The sequence below is a fragment of the Streptomyces sp. NPDC058052 genome, from assembly GCF_042885515.1.
In the GTDB taxonomy this organism is placed as follows: domain Bacteria; phylum Actinomycetota; class Actinomycetes; order Streptomycetales; family Streptomycetaceae; genus Streptomyces.
The window spans coordinates 16,356-33,876 of record NZ_JBHVRX010000034.1 but is presented as its reverse complement, the minus strand read 5'-3'; the positions used below and the strand labels follow the sequence as shown (position 1 = coordinate 33,876).

Sequence of the window (17,521 nt, the reverse complement as noted above, 5' to 3'; positions counted from 1 at the left end):
GCAGCGGCCGTATTCGAACACCCGGGCACAATGTCCCCCATGACGACGAACGCGAAGACCACTCCGCCCGCAGGCCCGCTCACCGTCGGATTCGACCTGGACCTGACGCTCCTCGACACCCGCCCCGGCATCCGCCGCACCTGGGAGGCGTTCTCGGAGCAGTACGGGGTCGAGGTCGACGCCGAGGTCGTCATCGGCCGGCTCGGCCCGCCGCTGGAGCGGGAGATGGCCCACTGGGTCCCCGCCGACCAGGTCACCGAGATGGCCGCCCGCTACCGCACCCTGTACGGGATCCACGCCTTCGCCCCGACCGTCCCCATGCCGGGCGCCCGCGACGCCCTCGACGCCGTCCGCGAGGCCGGCGGCCGGACCGTCGTCGTCAGCGCCAAGAACGGCCCGCACGCCGAGCGGCACTTCGTCCACCTGGGCATCGAGCCGGACGCGGTCGTCGGCGGCCTGTTCGCCGAGGGCAAGGCGGAGGCGCTGCGCGCCCACGGCGCCTCGGTGTACGTCGGCGACCACGTCGGCGACGTGCGCGGGGCGGCCGCCGCCGGCGCGTTCTCGGTCGGCGTCACGACCGGCCCGTGCGACGCCGAGGAGCTGCGCGCCGCCGGTGCCGACGTGGTCCTGGAGGACCTGACGGACTTCCGCGCCTGGTGGGAGTCGTACGTCGCCCGGGCCGCCGCGGGAGAGACCGTCTAGACGGAGCGCCCGGCCTGCCGGGCCTGCCGCCGCTGGGCCGCGACCGAGCGGAGCACCCCGGCGGCGGCGAGGGCGAAACCGACGCCCATCAGCATCGACACCAGGTAGGCGACGGTCGGGAAGGGGTCGGTCCCGAGGAAGAGCGGAGCCACCGTGACCAGCGTCGCGAGCGCGCCGACGGCGAAGACGACGACGCCAGCCTTGACGAGTCCGTCGCCCGGCGCGGAGTCGTCCACGGAATCGCTCACCGCTCCTGCGGGGGTTTCACTGCGCATCCCGCCAGGGTAGTTCCCTGGCCGGAGGAACACTTCGGCGGCGTCTTGTCACCCGCCCCCGGACCATTAGCCTTGGTGACGGCGGGTCGTCGCGACCCGCTCTTTCTGCTACCCCGACGAGTCGACGAGGACGAGGACAGACGTGCCTACCGGCAAGGTCAAATGGTTCAACAGTGAGAAGGGCTTCGGCTTTCTCTCCCGCGACGACGGCGGTGACGTCTTCGTGCACTCGTCGGTGCTCCCCGCCGGAGTCGACGCACTGAAGCCGGGCCAGCGGGTGGAGTTCGGTGTCGTCGCGGGCCAGCGGGGTGACCAGGCGCTCTCGGTGACGATTCTCGACCCGACGCCGTCCGTGGCGGCGGCGCAGCGCCGCAAGCCGGACGAGCTGGCGTCGATCGTGCAGGACCTGACGACGCTCCTGGAGAACATCACGCCGATGCTGGAGCGCGGCCGGTACCCCGACAAGGCGGCCGGCAAGAAGATCGCCGGCCTGCTGCGGGCGGTCGCGGACCAGCTCGACGTCTGATCCCGGTCCTCCCGGACTACGGGAAGGACAGCGCGTCCGGGCCGAGGGGCGGCACCAGTCCCTCGGCCGCGGCCCGGGTGAGCAGCCCCCGGACCGCCGCGTAACCGGCCTCGCCGAGGTCGGCGGTGAACTCGTTCACGTACAGGCCGATGTGCTGGTCGGCGACCTTCGGGTCCATCTCCTGCGCGTGCTCCATGACGTACGGCCGCGAGACGGCCGGGTCGTCCCACGCCCTCCGCACCGAGCTCCGGGCGGAGTCGGCGAGCAGCCGCAGCGTGTCCGCGCCGAGCGAGCGGCGGGCGACGATCGCGCCGAGCGGGATCGGCAGCCCGGTGGTGGACTCCCAGTGCTCGCCCATGTCGGCGAGGCGGTGGAGCCCGTAGGACCCGTAGGTGAAGCGGGCCTCGTGGATGACCAGCCCCGCGTCGACCTTCCCGTCCCGGACGGCGGGCATGATCTCGTGGAACGGCATGACGACGACCTCGCCGACGCCTCCCGGCACGGTCTCCGCGGCCCACAGCCGGAAGAGGAGGTACGCGGTCGAGCGCTCGCTCGGCACCGCGACCGTCTTCCCGGCGAGGTCCGCGCCGGTCCCGGCGTCCCTGGTCAGGACGAGCGGCCCGCAGCCCCGGCCGAGCGCGCCGCCGCAGGGCAGCAGCGCGTACTCGTCGAGGATCCACGGCAGGACGGCGTACGAGACCTTCAGGACGTCGTGGGCGTCGGTGCCGCTCTCCGCCCAGCCGTTGGTGACGTCGATGTCGGCGAAGGTGACGTCGAGGCGCGGGGCGCCGGGGACGCGGCCGTGGGCCCAGGCGTCGAAGACGAAGGTGTCGTTCGGGCAGGGCGAATAGGCGATCTTCAGCTGCACGGCCGTGCCTCCGACAGGGTGGTTTCGAGTGCGGTCACGGCCCGCCGCAGGGCGTCCAGGGCGTCGCCGACGCGCCAGGCGGCGCGGTCGCGGGGGCCGACGGCGTTCGACACGGCCCGCAGCTCCAGGACGGGCACGCCGTGCGCGGCGGCGGCCTCGGCGACCCCGAAGCCCTCCATCGCCTCGGCGGCGGCCCCCGGATGACGGGCGGCGAGTTCGCCGGCGCGGGCGGCGCTGCCGGTCACGGTGGAGACGGTCAGCACGGTCCCGGTGGTGTGCGGGAGCCCGGCGGCCGCCAGGGCGGCGGCGACGGGCCCGGTGAGCGTGTCCGGCACGCGGTGGACGGAGCGGCCGAAGCCCAGCTCCTCGACGGGCAGGAATCCGTCGGGGGTGTCGGCACCCAGGTCGGCGGCGACGATCGTCCCGGAGACGACGAGCGAGCCGAGCGGGGCACGGCCCGGGAAGCCGCCGGCGATCCCGGCGGAGACGACGAGCCCGTACGGCTCGCCGGCCAGCGCGGCGCGGGTCAGCGCGGCGCCGGTCGCGGCCGCGGCGGCCGCGGGCCCGACCCCGCCCACGAGGACGTCCGTGCCCTCGTGCCGGCGCAGCGCGAGTCCGCCCGGCACGGGAAGCTCCCCGCCCGGGTGGGCGGGCGTCGTGAGACCGCCGGCGACGGAGTCCGCCTCCGCCGCCACGGCCGTCACGATCAGGGTCCGGCGGTGCACCGGAGGATCAGGATTCCTTCTTCAGCTTGAAGTGCCAGATGCCGGTGAGCGTCTTGCCGGTGTTCTCGACGATCGTCACCTGCGTCTCGTCGGGGGTCTCGCCGGTCTGGCTGGCCGAGAAGAACGCGCTGGCCGGAATGGTCCGGTACGTCTTCTTGTACGGCTCCGGCTCGGCCTGCTGGCCACCGAGGAAGATGGTCCAGCCGTTGTCGGCGATCTCCGGGTCGACACCGAAGCGGACCTTGTCGTCCATGGCGACGGTGATCGACTTCTCGGCCTTCTTGTTGAGGCACTTCTGGACGTCGGACTCCTTGATGGGGTCGCCGTCGTTGTAGCAGGCCGCCTCGGAATTGATCGATTCGGTCCCGACCGTGACGGTCGCGATCGGAGTCGGCTTTTCGCAGGCGGTGAGGACGAGGAGCCCGGCGGAGACGGCCCCGAGGGCGGCAGCGGCCCGGCGGCGCGAGCCGGAGAAGAACGCAACGGTCATGAGCCGAAGGCTATCGGGCTGCCGCGCCGCTGCCACGCGGGGGTCCGGCGTGCCGCGCGGCGCAGCCCGTACGCACCCGCGCGGGCCGCCGTCGCGAGGCCCGGACCGCACGGGCCGGCCCGGTCCCGGACCCGGTCCGGATCACGCCACCTTCGCGCGGTGCGGCCGGTCGGACGTGCCCGGGCCGCGGGACGACAGCAGGCCCCGTACGGCGAGCAGCGCGCCGATCGCCAGGAAGCCGGCCGCCACCGCCATCCCCACCGTGCCGTTCAGCGGCATCGCGATGCCCAGGGCGCCGCCCACCACCCACGCCATCTGGAGCGCCGTCTCGGACCGGGCGAACGCCGAGGTCCGGACGACCTCCGGGACGTCGCGCTGGATCAGCGCGTCCAGGGACAGCTTCGACAGGGCCTGCGTCAGCCCGGCCACCGCGCCGAGCACCGCCACCATCACCCCGCCGAAGAAGACGGCGGCGCAGATCGCCGCCGCCAGCACCGTCGTGATCATCGCGGCGATGATCACCTCCGGCCGGTGCCCCCGGTCCCGCAGCAGCGAGCCGGCCGCCGTCCCGCACGCGTTCCCCACCCCCGCCGCCACGCCCACGATCCCCAGCGACACCGCCGCCGACTGCCCCGACAGCGGATGCTCGCGCAGCAGGAACGCCAGGAAGAAGATCAGGAACCCGGAGAGCATCCGCTGCGCCGCGTTCGCCTGGAGCCCGTGCAGCACCGCGGGACCCACCGTCCGCAGGCTCGGCCGTTTCTCGCCGTGCGTCAGCAGATGCGCCCGCCGCTCGCCCTTCGCCGAGTCCACCTTGTGCGGCATCCGCACGGCCCAGTACGTGCCGAGCAGGAACAGCGCGCACGCCCCGTACAGCGGCCATCGCGGCCCGACCAGCTGGAGCCCCGCCCCCACAGGGGCGGCGATGCCGGTGGCGAGGAGCCCGGCGAGCGTCACCCGCGAGTTCGCCTTCACCAGCGAGAAGCCCGGTGGCAGGAGCCGGGGCACGACGGCGCTGCGCACCACCCCGTACGCCTTCGACGCCACCAGCACGCCGAGCGCCGCCGGGTACAGCTGGATCCCGCCGGTCACCACCAGCCCCGACATCAGGACGGCCAGCACCGCGCGGGCGCCCATCGCCGCCGCCATCGCCGCCCGCCGGCCGTGCGGCAGCCGGTCGAGCAGCGGCCCGATGACCGGCGCGAGGAGCGTGAACGGGGCCATGGTGATGGCGAGGTAGAGCGCGACCCGGCCGCGGGCCTCGTCGGTCGGCACCGAGAAGAACACGGTCGACGCGAGCGCGACGGTGATCATCACGTCCCCGGCGCCGTTCACCGCGTGCAGCTCGATCAGCTTCCCGAGCCCCGACTCGCCCGCCCCGTGCGCGTGCGTCGCCCGCCGGATCCCCCGCGCCGTCCCCGTGAACGGCAGATGCAGAGCGCGCCCCGCCGCCCGGCCCGCTCGACGGAGCGGCCCGGGGCGATCGTGGGATCGACCAGAGGACCGTGCGGCTGCCACCACCTCATAGTGCCCCACCGGCACCCCGCCCGAACCGAGTCCGGGGCCGCCCGGGGTGTCGGAAGCGCGCGGACGGGGGCGGCGGAGGAGGCGGGAGAGGAGCCGGGGAGGGGCCGGGGAGGGGCCGGAGACGGGCAGGGGAGGGGCCGGGGACGGGTCGGCGGAGGGCCGGGAGAGACGCGGAGGAGGCCCGCGGGGCCGGGCGGGACACGCCGGGGAGAGGGCGCCTCGGCGCGTGCTCCGGGGCTCGATCCGGGTCACTTGGGGCGCGCAGGTGGGCCCAGGCCCGCGAACGGGGTAGCGTGCGTAGCGCGCCACCGGCGGTTCCTCTCGGCCGCGCGCCCCTTCGGCATCCCGCAGAATGGATGACGATAGGTGTGCCCGAGACGTGTGAGACCGGTCGGGTGCGGACGTCGATGCGGCCCTCAGGTCCGCTCCGCCCGCCCCGCTCCCGGAGCCTCGCTCCCGAACCTCGGCCGGCGCACCCGTGAGACGGCGTAGGAGAGAAGCGATACCAGTGAGTGCTGCGACGACGCGAGACCGTGCCCCGCGTACCCCGCGAGCCACGCGTACCCCGGCCCCCGACCGCCTCTGCGCCGAGGCCGTGGACCTCGCGCGGGAGGCCGCAGAAGAGGCGGCGGCCCCCGGCGTCGTCGGCGAGCACTCCGGCGTCGTCGCGGAGGGCGACCGGGTCGTCACGCACTACTTCGAGTGCAAGGAGCCCGGCTACCGCGGCTGGCGATGGGCCGTCACCGTCACCCGCGCCTCCCGGGCCAAGAACGTCACGCTTGACGAAACCGTCCTGCTGCCCGGCACCGACGCCCTCCTCGCGCCCGAATGGGTGCCGTGGAGCGAGCGGCTGCGCCCCGGCGACCTCGGCCCCGGTGACCTCCTGCCCACCGAGCAGGACGACCCGCGCCTGGAGCCCGGCTACACCGGCGAGGACGCCCCGCCGCCGAACTCCGCGGTCTCCTCCGACCTCGCGGACCACCTCGACGCCGAGGACGCCGAGATCACCGACCGCGCCACGCGCGGCGCGATCGCCGCCGTCGCGGACGAGATCGGCATGGGCCGGGCCCGCGTCCTCTCCCGGTACGGCCTCCGCATCGCCGCCGACCGCTGGGACGAGTCCTTCGGCCCCCGCACGCCGATGGCCCAGGCGGCCCCCGCCACCTGCCAGTCCTGCGCCTTCCTGATCCCGCTGGCCGGCTCCCTGCGCCAGTCCTTCGGCCTCTGCGCCAACGAGCTGTCCCCCGCGGACGGGCGCGTCGTCTCCCTCGCGTACGGCTGCGGCGGCCACTCGGAGGCCGCCGTCATGCCGACGCCGCCGCGCCCGGCGGAACCGGTCCTCGACTCCACCGCCGTGGACCCCTTCCCCCTCCGTCCCCCCGCCGACTCCGGCTCGGTGACCGACCCCGACGCGGCCTCGGAAGACCTGGGCCACTCCTGACCCACCCCCCGGGGGGGGGACCGCGCCCGCGGCACCCCCCGGGACCGCGCCCGCGCCCCCGGGGTCCCGAGCCTTCCGCACCCTCGGGGGCTCCGGGCCCGCCATGCCCGGGCCCGCCACGCCCCTGGACCACCGGGGGCGGTGCCCTCCCGCCACCCCGCGCACCGGGCCCACGTCTCCGCGCCCGGACGCCCCGCGCCGGTGCGGCCGCACCGGGGTGCGCCCGCCCTCCTCCGGCACGCGTGCCCCCACGGCGGCAGGACCGGCGCACCCCGCACCGGCGCGGCCCGGACGCACCCCGCACCGGCCCGCACGGTCCCGCGCCGGCGCGGCCCCGGCGCGCATGGGGGGTGCCGGGACGGGTAGGCGGGACGCGGTGGGGGCGTGGGGGGTGCTGGTCGGGGGGAAAGGGCGGCGGCGCGGTAACTTCGGCGCACCGAAGGACCGGAACAGCAGAGTGGAGTCAGACGTGAGCGTCACCGTCCGGACGACGACCGACGGAAGCGACCCCTTCGGCACGGCCCGGCTCCGCAGAGGCGTCCTGGACGCCTGGGCCACCTCCCCCGCCCGCTTCCGCGAGGACGCGAACGCCGAGGAGGACCTGGCCCTGGGCGGTTACCGCGACCGCCTCGTCGTCGAGCTGGCGCAGAACGCCGCGGACGCCGCCGCCCGCGCCCGCACCACCGGCCGCCTGCGCCTCACCCTGCACCCCGCCGACGCGGACAGCCCCGCGGTGCTGGCCGCGGCCAACACGGGCGCCCCGCTGGACGCGGCGGGCGTCGAGTCGCTGTCCACGCTCCGCGCGTCCGCGAAGCGGACCGAGCAGGACACCGCGGCCGCCGTGGGCCGGTTCGGCGTCGGTTTCGCCGCCGTCCTCGCCGTCTCCGACGAGCCGGCCGTCCTGGGCCGGCACGGCGGCGTCCGCTGGTCCCTCGCGGAGGCCCGCGAGCTCGCCGCGGACGTGGCCCGGCACAGCCCGGGCCTCGGCGACGAACTGCGCCGCAGGGACGGCCACGTACCCCTGCTGCGGCTGCCGCTGCCCGCCGAGGGCACCGCGCCCGACGGGTACGACACGGTCGTCGTCCTCCCGCTGCGCGACGCCGCCGCGCACGGCCTCGCCGAGCGGCTCCTCGCCTCCGTCGACGACGCCCTGCTGCTCACTCTTCCGGGTCTCGCCGAGATCGTCGTGGAGACGCCGGAGGGGGTCCGTACGCTGACCCGTTCCGAGGCGGACGGGTACGTCCACGTCGACGACTCGGCCGCCGAGGCCCCGCACCGCTGGCGGACCGTCACCCACACGGGTGGCCTCGACGAGGGGCTCCTCGCGGACCGCCCGGTCGAGGAGCGGCTGCGCCCGCACTGGTCGGTCACCTGGGCCGTGCCGGTGGACGGCGCGGGCGCCCCCCGCTACCCGCGCACCGCGCCCGTCGTGCACGCGCCGACGCCCACCGACGAGCCGCTCGGCATCCCCGCCCTGCTCATCGCCTCGCTGCCGCTGGACCCGACCCGCCGGCATCCGGCGCCGGGTCCGCTGACGGACTTCCTGGTGCAGCGGGCGGCCGACGCGTACGCCGAACTCCTCGCCGACTGGCGGCCGGTGACCAGCGGGGCGCTCGACCTGGTGCCGGGCCCGCTGGGCAAGGGGCCCCTCGACGGGGCGCTGCGCGAGGCGATCCTCGACCGGCTGCCGCGGGTCGCGTTCCTCGCGCCGGCGGTGGCCTCCGAGGACGTGCCGGCGCTCCGCCCGATCGAGGCGGAGGTCGTCGAGGGCGCGGGCGCGGAGACCGTCACGGTCCTCGCCGAGGTGTTCCCGGGGCTCCTCCCGGCGGGCCTGGAGCGCCGCCCCGAGCTGCGGACGCTCGGCGTGGGCCGGGTGCCGCTGACGGAGGCGGTGGACCGGCTGGCGGGCGTGGAGCGGGCGCCGGGCTGGTGGCAGCGGCTGTACGACTCGCTCGCCGGCGTGGACCCGGACCGGCTCACCGGCCTGCCGGTGCCGCTGGACTCGGGCCGTACGGCGATCGGCCCCCGGCAGGTCCTCCTGCCGCAGGAGGGCACTCCGGCGGAGCTGTCCCGGCTGGGTCTGAAGGTGGCGCACCCGGAGGCGGCGCACCCGCTGCTGGAGAAGCTGGGCGCCCTTCCGGCCACGCCCCGGGCCGTCCTGACGACACCGCAGGTGCGGGCGGCGGTCGCGGCCTCCCTGGAGGCGGACGAGCTCTGGAACCCGGACGAGCAGGCGCTGGAGCCGGACGAGCTCGTGGAGACGGTCCTCGGGCTCGTCCGGGACGCGGGGCTGGAGCCCGGCGACGAGCCGTGGCTGGCCGCGCTGGCCCTCCCCGACGAGGACGGCGAACTCGCCCCCGCGGGTGAACTCGTCCTGTCCGGTTCGGCGTTCGACGCGATCATGCGCGAGGGCGAACTCGCGCACGTCGACGCGGAGCTGGCCGCCCGCTGGGGCGAGGCCCCGCTCGCCGCCTGCGGTGTCCTGGCGAACTTCGCGCTCGTCCGCGCCGCCGACCTCGTCCTCGACCCCGACGACCTGGAGCCCCGCGAGGGCGACTACCCGGAGCCGGACGACGCGGGACTCCTGGACGCGGTCGACGTGTGGTGCGAGGACGTCCTCGACCGGCTGCCCGAGGCCGTGGTGCCGCCGGTGGCGACGGAGATCGTGGCGGTACGGGACCTGGACCTGGTCGACGACGACGCCTGGCCGCGGGCGCTGGCCCTGCTGGCGCAGCCGCCGCTCCGGGACGCCCTGACCCAGCCCGTACGGGTCCTCCTCCCGGACGGCACGACGGAGACGGTCCGCTCCTACACGGCCTGGTGGCTGCGCGACCACCCGGTCATCGGCGGCCGCCGCCCCGCCGGCCTCCGCGCGGCCGGCACGGACCCGCTCCTCACCGGCCTGTACGACCCCGCCGACGCGACCGGCTTCGAGGACGAGCAGGTGCTGCGCGCCCTCGGCGTCCGCACCTCCGTCGCGGCCCTCCTCGACGAGCCGGGCGGCGCGGCGGAGCTCCTGACCCGCCTCGCGGACCCGGACCGGCCGGTGACGGGCGCCCAGCTGCACGCCCTCTACACGGCCCTGGCCGACCTCGACCCGGACCAGGTGACGCTCCCGGACGAGCTGCGCGCGGTGGTGGACGGCGAGCTGGTGGTGGTCGACGCGGCGGACGCGCTGGTGGCCGACGCGCCCGACCTCCTCCCGCTCACGGCGGGCCTCCCCCTCCTCCCGGTCTCGCCGTCGCGGGCGGCGGACCTGGCGGACCTCCTCCAGGTCCGCCGCCTCAGCGAGGCGGTCGAGGCGGAGGTCACCACGGAGGGCGAGGAGCACGAGGTCCCGGCCGCGGTCCACGCCCTCCTGGGCCCGGCCACCCCGGCGACCTACCTGGAGCACGAGGAGCTCCGCGCGGGCGGCACGGAACTCGACTGGCGCCGCACCCCCGACGGCACCCTCCACGCCGCCACCCTCGAAGGCGTGGCCGCCGCCCTGGCCTGGGCCACCGCCCAGTGGCCCCGCCGCTTCGAAGTGGCGGCCCTCCTGGAGGACCCCACCCGCACCGAGGAACTGGCCCGGGACCGCTGGTTCGACTGACCGGGAAGCCCCCCGCGCCTCGGGCGCGGGGGGTTTTTCAGGCGGTCACGCCGGGAACCTGCGGTCCACCCAGCGCCAGGCGATCTCCAGGACCGCCGCGCCCGCGGCGGCGATGGCCACGGCTGCCCAGGGCATGGTGGTGCCGACGAGTCTGAGGGCGAAGAACTCCTGGAGCCAGGGGACGACGAGGACCAGGAGGAAGGCGCCGCCCATCGCGGCGACCAGGGCGAGGCGCCAGGCGGTGTAGGGGCGGGCGATGATCGCGAGGACCCACATGGAGACCAGGAAGAGGGTGAGGGTCGCGGCGCTGGTCTCGGCGCCGAGGGCGTCGGCGCCCGTGTAGTGGTGGCGGGCGAGGAGGTAGGTGGTGAAGGTGGCCGCCGCCGCGACGACGCCGCCGGGGATCGCGTACCGCATGACCCGCCGGACGAAGTGGGGCTTGGCGCGTTCCTTGTTGGGGGCGAGCGCGAGGAAGAAGGCGGGGACGCCGATCGTCAGGGTGGAGAGCAGCGTGAGGTGCCTCGGGAGGAAGGGGTACTCGATCTGGCTGATCACCACCAGGATCGCCAGGAGGACCGAGTAGACCGTCTTCGTGAGGAAGAGGGTCGCCACGCGCGTGATGTTGCCGATGACCCGGCGGCCCTCGGCGACGACCGACGGGAGGGTCGCGAAGGAGTTGTCGAGGAGGACGATCTGGGCGACGGCCCGGGTCGCCTCGGAGCCGGAGCCCATGGAGACGCCGATGTCGGCGTCCTTCAGGGCGAGGACGTCGTTGACGCCGTCGCCGGTCATGGCGACGGTGTGCCCGTGGGACTGGAGCGCGGCGACCATGTCCCGCTTCTGCTGCGGGGTGACCCGGCCGAAGACCGCGTTCTCGTCGAGGACCTTCGCCATCTCCTCCGTGTCCGGGGGGAGGGTCCGGGCGTCGACGGTGTTCGCGGCGCCGGGCAGTCCGAGCTTGCCGGCGACGGCGCCGACGGAGACGGCGTTGTCGCCGGAGATGACCTTGGCGGCGACGTTCTGGTCGGCGAAGTAGGCGAGGGTGTCGGAGGCGTCGGGGCGCAGCCGCTGTTCGAGGACGACGAGGGCGGTGGCGCGGGCGTCCTTCGCGACGTTGGGGGAGTCGAGCTCGTGGACCGTACGGGCGAGGAGGAGGACCCGCAGGCCCTGTTCGTTGAGCCGGTCGATGTCGGCGAGGGACGGGTCGCCGTGGGGGAGGAGGACGTCGGGGGCGCCGAGCAGCCAGGTGGAGTCCTCGCCGTCGCCCTCGCTGAACGCGGCGCCGCTGTACTTGCGGGCGGAGGAGAAGGGGAGGGACTCGGTGCAGCGCCACTCCTCGGCGTCGGGGTAGGCGTCGATGATGGCCTGGAGGGACGCGTTGGGGCGCGGGTCGGACTCTCCGAGGGCGCCGAGCACCTTGTGCACGTACGTCTCGTCGGAGCCGTTCAGGAGGCGGACCTCGGTGACGTCCATGCCGCCCTCGGTGAGGGTGCCGGTCTTGTCGAGGCAGACGACGTCGACCCGGGCGAGGCCCTCGATGGCGGGCAGCTCCTGCACCAGGCACTGCTTCCGGCCGAGCCGGATGACGCCGATGGCGAAGGCGACGGAGGTGAGGAGGACGAGGCCCTCGGGGATCATCGGGACGATGCCGCCGACGGTCCGGGCGATGGAGTTCTTGAGGTCGTTGTCCTGGACGACGAGCTGGCTGATGATCAGGCCGATCGCGGTCGGGACCATCATCCACGTCACGTACTTGAGGATTGTGGAGATGCCGGAGCGCAGTTCGGAGTGGACGAGCGTGAAGCGGGACGCCTCCTCGGCGAGCTGCGCGGCGTACGCCTCCCGGCCGACCTTGGTGGCGGTGAAGGCGCCGCCGCCGGCGACGACGAAGGAGCCGGACATGACGGGGTCGCCGGGGCGCTTGACGACGGGGTCGGCCTCGCCGGTGAGGAGGGACTCGTCGATCTCCATGCTGTCGGCCTCGGCGACGACGCCGTCGACGACGACCTTGTCGCCGGGGCCGAGTTCGATGAGGTCGCCGAGGACGATCTCGGAGGTGGAGATCTCGGCGGCGCGTCCGTCGCGGCGGACGCTGGGTTTCGCCTCGCCGATGACGGCGAGCCCGTCGAGGGTCTTCTTGGCGCGGAGTTCCTGGATGATGCCGATGCCGGTGTTGGCGACGATCACGAAGCCGAAGAGGCTGTCCTGGATCGGGGCGACGATCAGCATGATCACCCACAGGACGCCGATGATCGCGTTGAAGCGGGTGAAGACGTTGGCCCGGACGATGTCGGTGGTGGAGCGGGAGCTGCGGACGGGGACGTCGTTGACCTCGCCGCGGGCGACCCGTTCGGCGACCTCGGCGGCGGTGAGTCCGGCGGGCCGGTGGACCACGGGCGGTCCGGGCTCCACCGGGGTGTCCCGGGTGGAGCCGCCGTCCGTGTCGATCTTCGCCCGCTGCGTCATGGTTCCGACGGTACGACCGGAATCGACCGTTCACCTGCTGAGAAGGGGCAAGATCCGACCGCGGGAGGAGCGGAATCGTCCTGTGGTGCTACGTCCGCGGCGCCTCGGGGCCGAGGCGCGCGGACCTCGCGCCGCTACGGGGCCGGCGTCCCGGCGGCCTCCTGGGCCGCGCGGTGCCGCTTGATGGCCGCGTCGCGCTTGCGGACGTACCAGATGCCGATCAGGCCGAGGCCGGCGCCGGCCAGGCAGGTCCACACCCACCAGGTGAGGTCGCGGTCGTCGAACCACCCGTAGAAGGGGAGCTGGACGAGGAAGAGGACGAACCAGAGGATCGTGCCGCCGGTGATCGTGCCGACGACCGGCCCCTCCAGGGGCTCGGGCGCCTCGTGCTTCGGTGTCCACTTCGCCATGCGGCCCAGTCTAGGCGGCCCCGGGAGCGGCTCCCAGGGGTTGCCGGGAGGGCATCTACGCGCGGAGATGGACTCGCCCTCGTTCATGTGTTCATACTGAAACGGTTTGCCTATGGCGGGTTTCCTTCGTATGAACCGCCAAAAGGACTTCAGGACTTTCCCGAAGAGGAACCCACTCCATGAGCACCACGGCCACCGCCAAGGCCCCTGCCCCCGAGCCGAAGGAGCCCCAGGCACCCGCCTCGGCCCTCGACCGCTACTTCCGGATCTCCGAGCGGGGCTCCACCGTCGCCCGCGAGGTCCGGGGCGGTTTCGCCACCTTCTTCGCGATGGCCTACATCATCGTGCTGAACCCGATCATCCTCGGCAGCGCCAAGGACATGTACGGGCACCAGCTCGACGGCGGCCAGCTCGTCACCGCCACCGTCCTGACGGCGGCCTTCTCGACCCTCCTCATGGGCGTCATCGGCAACGTGCCGATCGCGCTCGCCGCCGGCCTCGGCGTGAACACGGTCGTCGCCCTCCAGCTCGCGCCCAGGATGTCCTGGCCGGACGCCATGGGCATGGTCGTCCTCGCCGGCATCGTCGTGATGCTGCTCGTCGCGACCGGCCTGCGCGAGCGCGTCATGAACGCCGTCCCGGTCGGCCTGCGCAAGGGCATCGCGATCGGCATCGGCCTCTTCATCATGCTGATCGGCCTCGTCGACTCGGGCTTCGTCTCCCGCATCCCCGACGCCGCGCACACCACCGTCCCGCTCCAGCTCGGCGCCGACGGGCACCTCAACGGCTGGCCGGTCCTCGTCTTCATCCTGGGCACCCTGCTCACCCTCGCCCTGATCATCCGCAAGGTGCCGGGCGCGATCCTCATCTCGATCGTCGTCATGACGATCGTCGCGATGGTGATCAACGCGGTCGCGACGGTCCCGTCCTGGGGCCTGACCACCCCGGAGTGGCCCGGCAACCCGATCGCCTCCCCGGACTTCGGCCTGGTCGGCGAGGTCAGCATCCTCGGCGGCTTCGAGAAGGTCGGCCTGCTCACCGGCGTCCTCTTCGTCTTCACCGTCCTGCTGTCCTGCTTCTTCGACGCGATGGGCACGATCCTGGGCGTCGGCGACGAGGCCAAGCTGATCGACAAGGACGGCAACTTCCCGGGCATCAACAAGGTCCTGCTCGTCGACGGCCTGGCCGTCGCCTCCGGCGGCGGGACCTCCTCGTCGGCCACCACCTGCTTCGTGGAGTCCACGGCGGGCGTCGGCGAGGGCGCCCGCACGGGCCTCGCCTCGGTCGTCACGGGCGGTCTGTTCTCGGTGGCGCTGTTCCTCACGCCGCTCGCGACCATGGTGCCGTCGCAGGCGGCGACCCCCGCGCTGCTCGCGGTGGGCTTCCTGATCCTGGCCGGGTCGATCAAGGACATCGACTGGAGCGACTACACCATCGCGGTGCCGGCGTTCCTGGCCATGGTGATGATGCCGTTCACGTACTCGATCACGAACGGCATCGGCATCGGCTTCATCAGCTTCAGCGTGCTGCGTCTGGCGGCCGGACGGGGCCGTGAGGTCCCGGTGGCCATGTACGTGGTGTCGGCGATCTTCGTCTTCTACTACGCGATGCCGGCGCTGGGCCTGACCTGATCGAGCGGGGCGGCGCCGGTGCCGGGAGGCTCCGGCTCCGCCCCGTAGAACTTCTCCGTCTCCTCGACGGCGGTCTTGAACCGCTCGTCGAAGTCCTCCCGAATGAGCGTCCGGACGACATAGTCCTGGACGCTCATTCCTCTTTTGGCGGCGTGACTCCTGAGCCGGTCGAGCAGCTCACTGTCGATGCGCAGGCTGAGCACTGTCGATCCCATGCCGTTCAGGGTCGGGGCTGCCCGGGCCCCTTTGCGTCACTTTCCGGATCCGACTCACTCATTTGGGTGATGCATGGATACCGACCCGTGACCTGGGGTGGCGTGATCCGTGCGACACCCGGGAAACCAGTTGGTCTTTAGAGAGAGTAATGAGTTAGGCTAACTACATGCCTGACCTGTCCCACGGCACCGCCGACGACGCCGCGGCCGTGAACGCGATCCGCTCGTCCGTCATGCGGCTGAGCCGGCGCCTCAAGCACCAGCGCGTCGACGAATCGCTGAGCCCGACCGAGATCTCGGTGCTCGGCACCCTGGCCCTCTGCGGCTCCGCCACCCCCGGTGAGCTGGCCCGCAAGGAGCACGTACAGCCGCCGTCGATGACCCGCATCGTCGCCCTGCTCGAAGCCAAGGGACTGGTCCGGCTGGAGCCGCATCCCGACGACCGCCGGCAGAAGGTGGTCAGCCAGACCGAGCGGGCCGAGGCCATGCTCGAGGACGCCCGCCGCAAGCGGAACGCCTGGCTGGCCTCCCTCGCCGAGGGTCTGGACGAGGACGAGTGGGCCGTACTGCGCGCGGCCGCTCCCGTCCTGGAGAAGCTCGCCCACCTCTGAACCGAGCGCCCAAGGAGGCGACGCACTTTGAGCACGGGATCCGGAGCAGACTCCGCCCCCGTCCACAAACCCACCTCGACCCGCCGGGGCGGAGGGTCCCGCAGGGGAACCTTCTCCTCGCTCTCGATCCGGAACTACCGGCTGTTCTTCACCGGAGCGATCGTCTCCAACACCGGTACGTGGATGGCCCGGATCACCCAGGACTGGCTGGTCCTGAGCCTCACCGGCTCGGCCGCCGCCGTCGGCATCACGACGGCCCTGCAGTTCCTCCCGATGCTCCTCTTCGGCCTGTACGGCGGAGTGGTCGCCGACCGCTACCCGAAGCGGCGCCTGCTGCTCGTCAGCCAGGCCGCGCTCGGCCTGTGCGGTCTCGCGCTCGCCGCGCTCACCCTCTCCGGGCAGGTGCAGGTCTGGCACGTCTACCTGATCGCCTTCCTCCTCGGCATGGTGACGGTCGTCGACAACCCGGCCCGGCAGTCCTTCGTCTCGGAGATGGTCGGCCCCGACCAGCTCCGCAACGCCGTCTCGCTGAACTCGGCCAACTTCCAGTCCGCCCGGCTCGTCGGCCCCGCCGTCGCCGGCGTGCTCATCGCCGGCGTCGGCAGCGGCTGGGCCTTCCTCATCAATGGCCTCTCCTTCCTCGCGCCGCTGACCGCCCTGTGGCTGATGCGGACGAGCGAGCTCCACAAGGTGGAGCGCGCCCCGCGGGGCAAGGGGCAGCTCCGGGAGGGCCTGCGGTACGTGGCGGGCCGGCCGGACCTGATCTGGCCGATCGCGCTGGTCGGCTTCATCGGCACCTTCGGGTTCAACTTCCCGATCTGGCTGACGGCCTTCTCCGAGGAGGTCTTCCACGTCGGCGCCGGCACCTACGGCTTCCTCAACACGCTGATGGCGGCCGGCTCCCTCGCGGGCGCCCTGCTCGCGGCCCGCCGCGGCTCGACCCGGCTGCGGATGCTGGTGATCGCCGCGGGCGTCTTCGGCGTCCTGGAGATCGCGGCGGCCCTGTCGCCGTCGTTCTGGCTCTTCGCGCTGCTGCTGGTGCCGATCGGCATGATCGGCCTCACGGTGAACATCACCGCCAACTCGGCCGTCCAGATGGCGACCGACCCGGTCATGCGGGGCCGGGTGATGAGCCTCTACATGATGGTCTTCGCCGGCGGTACGCCGATCGGCGCGCCGCTGCTCGGCTGGGTCACCGACACGTACGGGGCCCGCGCCGGCTTCGCGACCGGCGGGCTCGTCTCGCTCGCCGCGGCGGCCGTCATCGGCCTCGTCCTGGCCAGGATCGGCAATCTGAAGGTCGCGATGGGCTGGCGCCACGGGCATCCGAGCCTGCGGTTCGTCCCGCGCGTCGCACCGGAGCGGCTGGCCGCGGCGGCCTGATCCGGAGGGTTCCGCCTCGGGGCGGGCGGGAGCGCACGGCTCCCGCCCGCCCTTCCGCGTCCGGAAATGAACGTTCTGTCACGGGAGTGTGGGGATTCTGTGTATGTTGAGCCGTCAATCACAGGCTCGACAAGGGGGGTTCCCTTGCGCACGCGCTCCATCCGTCCCGTCATAGCCGCGGCCCTCGCCGCCGGCGCGCTGACCGGCGCCCTCGTCGCCACCCCGGCCCAGGCCGCCGAGTACTCCTCGGCCCTGAAGATCGCCGGCGTCCAGTACGACGCCCCGGGCCGCGACAGCAACAGCTGCACCACCGGCAACACCAAGGCCGAGTACCTGACGATCAAGAACTTCGCCCGGACCGGCAGGGTGAACCTCAAGGGGTACGTGGTCAAGGACGCGGTCGGCAACAGCTACACCTTCCGCGCCAACCACTACCTGGAGCCCGGCGACCACGTGAAGCTGCGCGGCGGCAAGGGCACGGAGTCCGACGCGGGCAACGTCGCCTACCGCAACAACTGCAACTTCATCTGGAACAACGACAGGGACACGATCAAGCTGATCAAGCCGGGCGGCGCCGCCGCGGACACGCACGCGTACACGAAGAGCGCGAACGACCGCGACGGCAACGGCTACATCACCTTCCACTGAGCCGCTGCCGG

General features: G+C 73.6%; 16 protein-coding genes. 8 read left to right on the top strand and 8 right to left on the bottom strand.

The genetic code is table 11. From position 1 onward, the window contains the following. Positions 1-30: 30 nt before the first annotated feature. On the top strand, positions 31-702 hold the full coding sequence (locus tag ACFVU3_RS33050) for an HAD family hydrolase (RefSeq protein WP_390072099.1): 672 nt from the start codon (positions 31-33) through the stop codon (positions 700-702). Here ACFVU3_RS33050 and ACFVU3_RS33045 read toward each other — a convergent pair. Next, entirely contained in the window at positions 699-977 is a 279-nt protein-coding gene (locus ACFVU3_RS33045) for a hypothetical protein (protein WP_390072097.1), read from the bottom strand. The genes ACFVU3_RS33050 and ACFVU3_RS33045 overlap by 4 nt on opposite strands. 142 nt (positions 978-1,119) lie before the next feature. Between ACFVU3_RS33045 and ACFVU3_RS33040 the strand changes: the two genes are divergently transcribed. Further along, positions 1,120-1,503: a cold-shock protein gene (locus ACFVU3_RS33040; RefSeq protein ID WP_189846836.1), complete on the top strand. Its 384-nt coding sequence runs from the start codon at positions 1,120-1,122 to the stop codon at positions 1,501-1,503. 16 nt (positions 1,504-1,519) lie between these two features. Here the strand turns inward: ACFVU3_RS33040 and ACFVU3_RS33035 are convergent, their stop codons facing one another. The 4 genes from ACFVU3_RS33035 to ACFVU3_RS33020 all read right to left on the bottom strand — a co-directional run bounded on the left by ACFVU3_RS33035 (position 1,520) and on the right by ACFVU3_RS33020 (position 5,104). Then, the gene (locus tag ACFVU3_RS33035) at positions 1,520-2,371 is read right to left on the bottom strand and encodes a 1,4-dihydroxy-6-naphthoate synthase (RefSeq protein WP_390072095.1); all 852 of its coding nucleotides are present in this window, start codon (positions 2,369-2,371) and stop codon (positions 1,520-1,522) included. Further along, on the bottom strand, positions 2,362-3,096 hold the full coding sequence (locus ACFVU3_RS33030) for a futalosine hydrolase (RefSeq protein ID WP_390072094.1): 735 nt from the start codon (positions 3,094-3,096) through the stop codon (positions 2,362-2,364). Before ACFVU3_RS33030 ends, ACFVU3_RS33035 begins: the two co-directional genes overlap by 10 nt. A 7-nt stretch (positions 3,097-3,103) precedes the next feature. Next, the gene (locus tag ACFVU3_RS33025; RefSeq protein ID WP_390072092.1) at positions 3,104-3,586 is read right to left on the bottom strand and encodes a DUF2771 domain-containing protein; all 483 of its coding nucleotides are present in this window, start codon (positions 3,584-3,586) and stop codon (positions 3,104-3,106) included. Between the two features lie 141 nt (positions 3,587-3,727). Then, the gene (locus ACFVU3_RS33020; RefSeq protein WP_390072091.1) at positions 3,728-5,104 is read right to left on the bottom strand and encodes an MFS transporter; all 1,377 of its coding nucleotides are present in this window, start codon (positions 5,102-5,104) and stop codon (positions 3,728-3,730) included. 517 nt (positions 5,105-5,621) lie between these two features. Between ACFVU3_RS33020 and ACFVU3_RS33015 the strand changes: the two genes are divergently transcribed. Both ACFVU3_RS33015 and ACFVU3_RS33010 read left to right on the top strand, forming a co-directional pair. Next, the gene (locus tag ACFVU3_RS33015; RefSeq protein ID WP_390072089.1) at positions 5,622-6,554 is read left to right on the top strand and encodes a DUF3027 domain-containing protein; all 933 of its coding nucleotides are present in this window, start codon (positions 5,622-5,624) and stop codon (positions 6,552-6,554) included. 457 nt (positions 6,555-7,011) lie between these two features. After that, the gene (locus ACFVU3_RS33010; RefSeq protein WP_390072087.1) at positions 7,012-10,146 is read left to right on the top strand and encodes a sacsin N-terminal ATP-binding-like domain-containing protein; all 3,135 of its coding nucleotides are present in this window, start codon (positions 7,012-7,014) and stop codon (positions 10,144-10,146) included. Between the two features lie 45 nt (positions 10,147-10,191). Here the strand turns inward: ACFVU3_RS33010 and ACFVU3_RS33005 are convergent, their stop codons facing one another. Continuing rightward, entirely contained in the window at positions 10,192-12,612 is a 2,421-nt protein-coding gene (locus tag ACFVU3_RS33005; RefSeq protein WP_390072085.1) for an HAD-IC family P-type ATPase, read from the bottom strand. A gap of 134 nt (positions 12,613-12,746) precedes the next feature. Beyond that, positions 12,747-13,022 (bottom strand): DUF2530 domain-containing protein, encoded by a 276-nt coding sequence (locus ACFVU3_RS33000; protein ID WP_390072084.1) that lies wholly within the window; start codon positions 13,020-13,022, stop codon positions 12,747-12,749. 179 nt (positions 13,023-13,201) lie between these two features. Here ACFVU3_RS33000 and ACFVU3_RS32995 point away from each other — a divergent pair, with 179 nt between their 5' ends. Then, positions 13,202-14,653 (top strand): NCS2 family permease, encoded by a 1,452-nt coding sequence (locus tag ACFVU3_RS32995; RefSeq protein WP_390072082.1) that lies wholly within the window; start codon positions 13,202-13,204, stop codon positions 14,651-14,653. Here the strand turns inward: ACFVU3_RS32995 and ACFVU3_RS32990 are convergent. Then, entirely contained in the window at positions 14,623-14,868 is a 246-nt protein-coding gene (locus tag ACFVU3_RS32990) for a hypothetical protein (protein ID WP_390072081.1), read from the bottom strand. The genes ACFVU3_RS32995 and ACFVU3_RS32990 overlap by 31 nt on opposite strands. Positions 14,869-15,035: 167 nt before the next feature. On the opposite strand from ACFVU3_RS32990, the gene ACFVU3_RS32985 reads away from it, so the two are divergent. From ACFVU3_RS32985 to ACFVU3_RS32975, 3 genes are all read left to right on the top strand, one after another. Then, positions 15,036-15,479 (top strand): MarR family winged helix-turn-helix transcriptional regulator, encoded by a 444-nt coding sequence (locus ACFVU3_RS32985; protein ID WP_390072079.1) that lies wholly within the window; start codon positions 15,036-15,038, stop codon positions 15,477-15,479. Positions 15,480-15,506: 27 nt separating this feature from the next. Then, positions 15,507-16,862, top strand: a complete 1,356-nt coding sequence (locus tag ACFVU3_RS32980) for an MFS transporter (RefSeq protein WP_390072077.1) — start codon at positions 15,507-15,509, stop codon at positions 16,860-16,862. A gap of 144 nt (positions 16,863-17,006) precedes the next feature. Next, the gene (locus tag ACFVU3_RS32975) at positions 17,007-17,510 is read left to right on the top strand and encodes a lamin tail domain-containing protein (protein WP_390072076.1); all 504 of its coding nucleotides are present in this window, start codon (positions 17,007-17,009) and stop codon (positions 17,508-17,510) included. The last annotated feature ends 11 nt before the right edge of the window (positions 17,511-17,521 follow it).

Excerpts from the sequence above, each read along its gene's own strand:
- ACFVU3_RS33050 (WP_390072099.1), top strand. The coding sequence starts at position 31 with ATGTCCCCCATGACGACGAACGCGAAGACCACTCCGCCCGCAGGCCCG.
- ACFVU3_RS33045 (WP_390072097.1), bottom strand. The coding sequence starts at position 977 with ATGCGCAGTGAAACCCCCGCAGGAGCGGTGAGCGATTCCGTGGACGAC.
- ACFVU3_RS33025 (WP_390072092.1), bottom strand. The coding sequence starts at position 3,586 with ATGACCGTTGCGTTCTTCTCCGGCTCGCGCCGCCGGGCCGCTGCCGCC.
- ACFVU3_RS33005 (WP_390072085.1), bottom strand. The coding sequence starts at position 12,612 with ATGACGCAGCGGGCGAAGATCGACACGGACGGCGGCTCCACCCGGGAC.
- ACFVU3_RS33000 (WP_390072084.1), bottom strand. The coding sequence starts at position 13,022 with ATGGCGAAGTGGACACCGAAGCACGAGGCGCCCGAGCCCCTGGAGGGG.
- ACFVU3_RS32995 (WP_390072082.1), top strand. The coding sequence starts at position 13,202 with ATGAGCACCACGGCCACCGCCAAGGCCCCTGCCCCCGAGCCGAAGGAG.
- ACFVU3_RS32990 (WP_390072081.1), bottom strand. The coding sequence starts at position 14,868 with ATGGGATCGACAGTGCTCAGCCTGCGCATCGACAGTGAGCTGCTCGAC.
- ACFVU3_RS32985 (WP_390072079.1), top strand. The coding sequence starts at position 15,036 with ATGCCTGACCTGTCCCACGGCACCGCCGACGACGCCGCGGCCGTGAAC.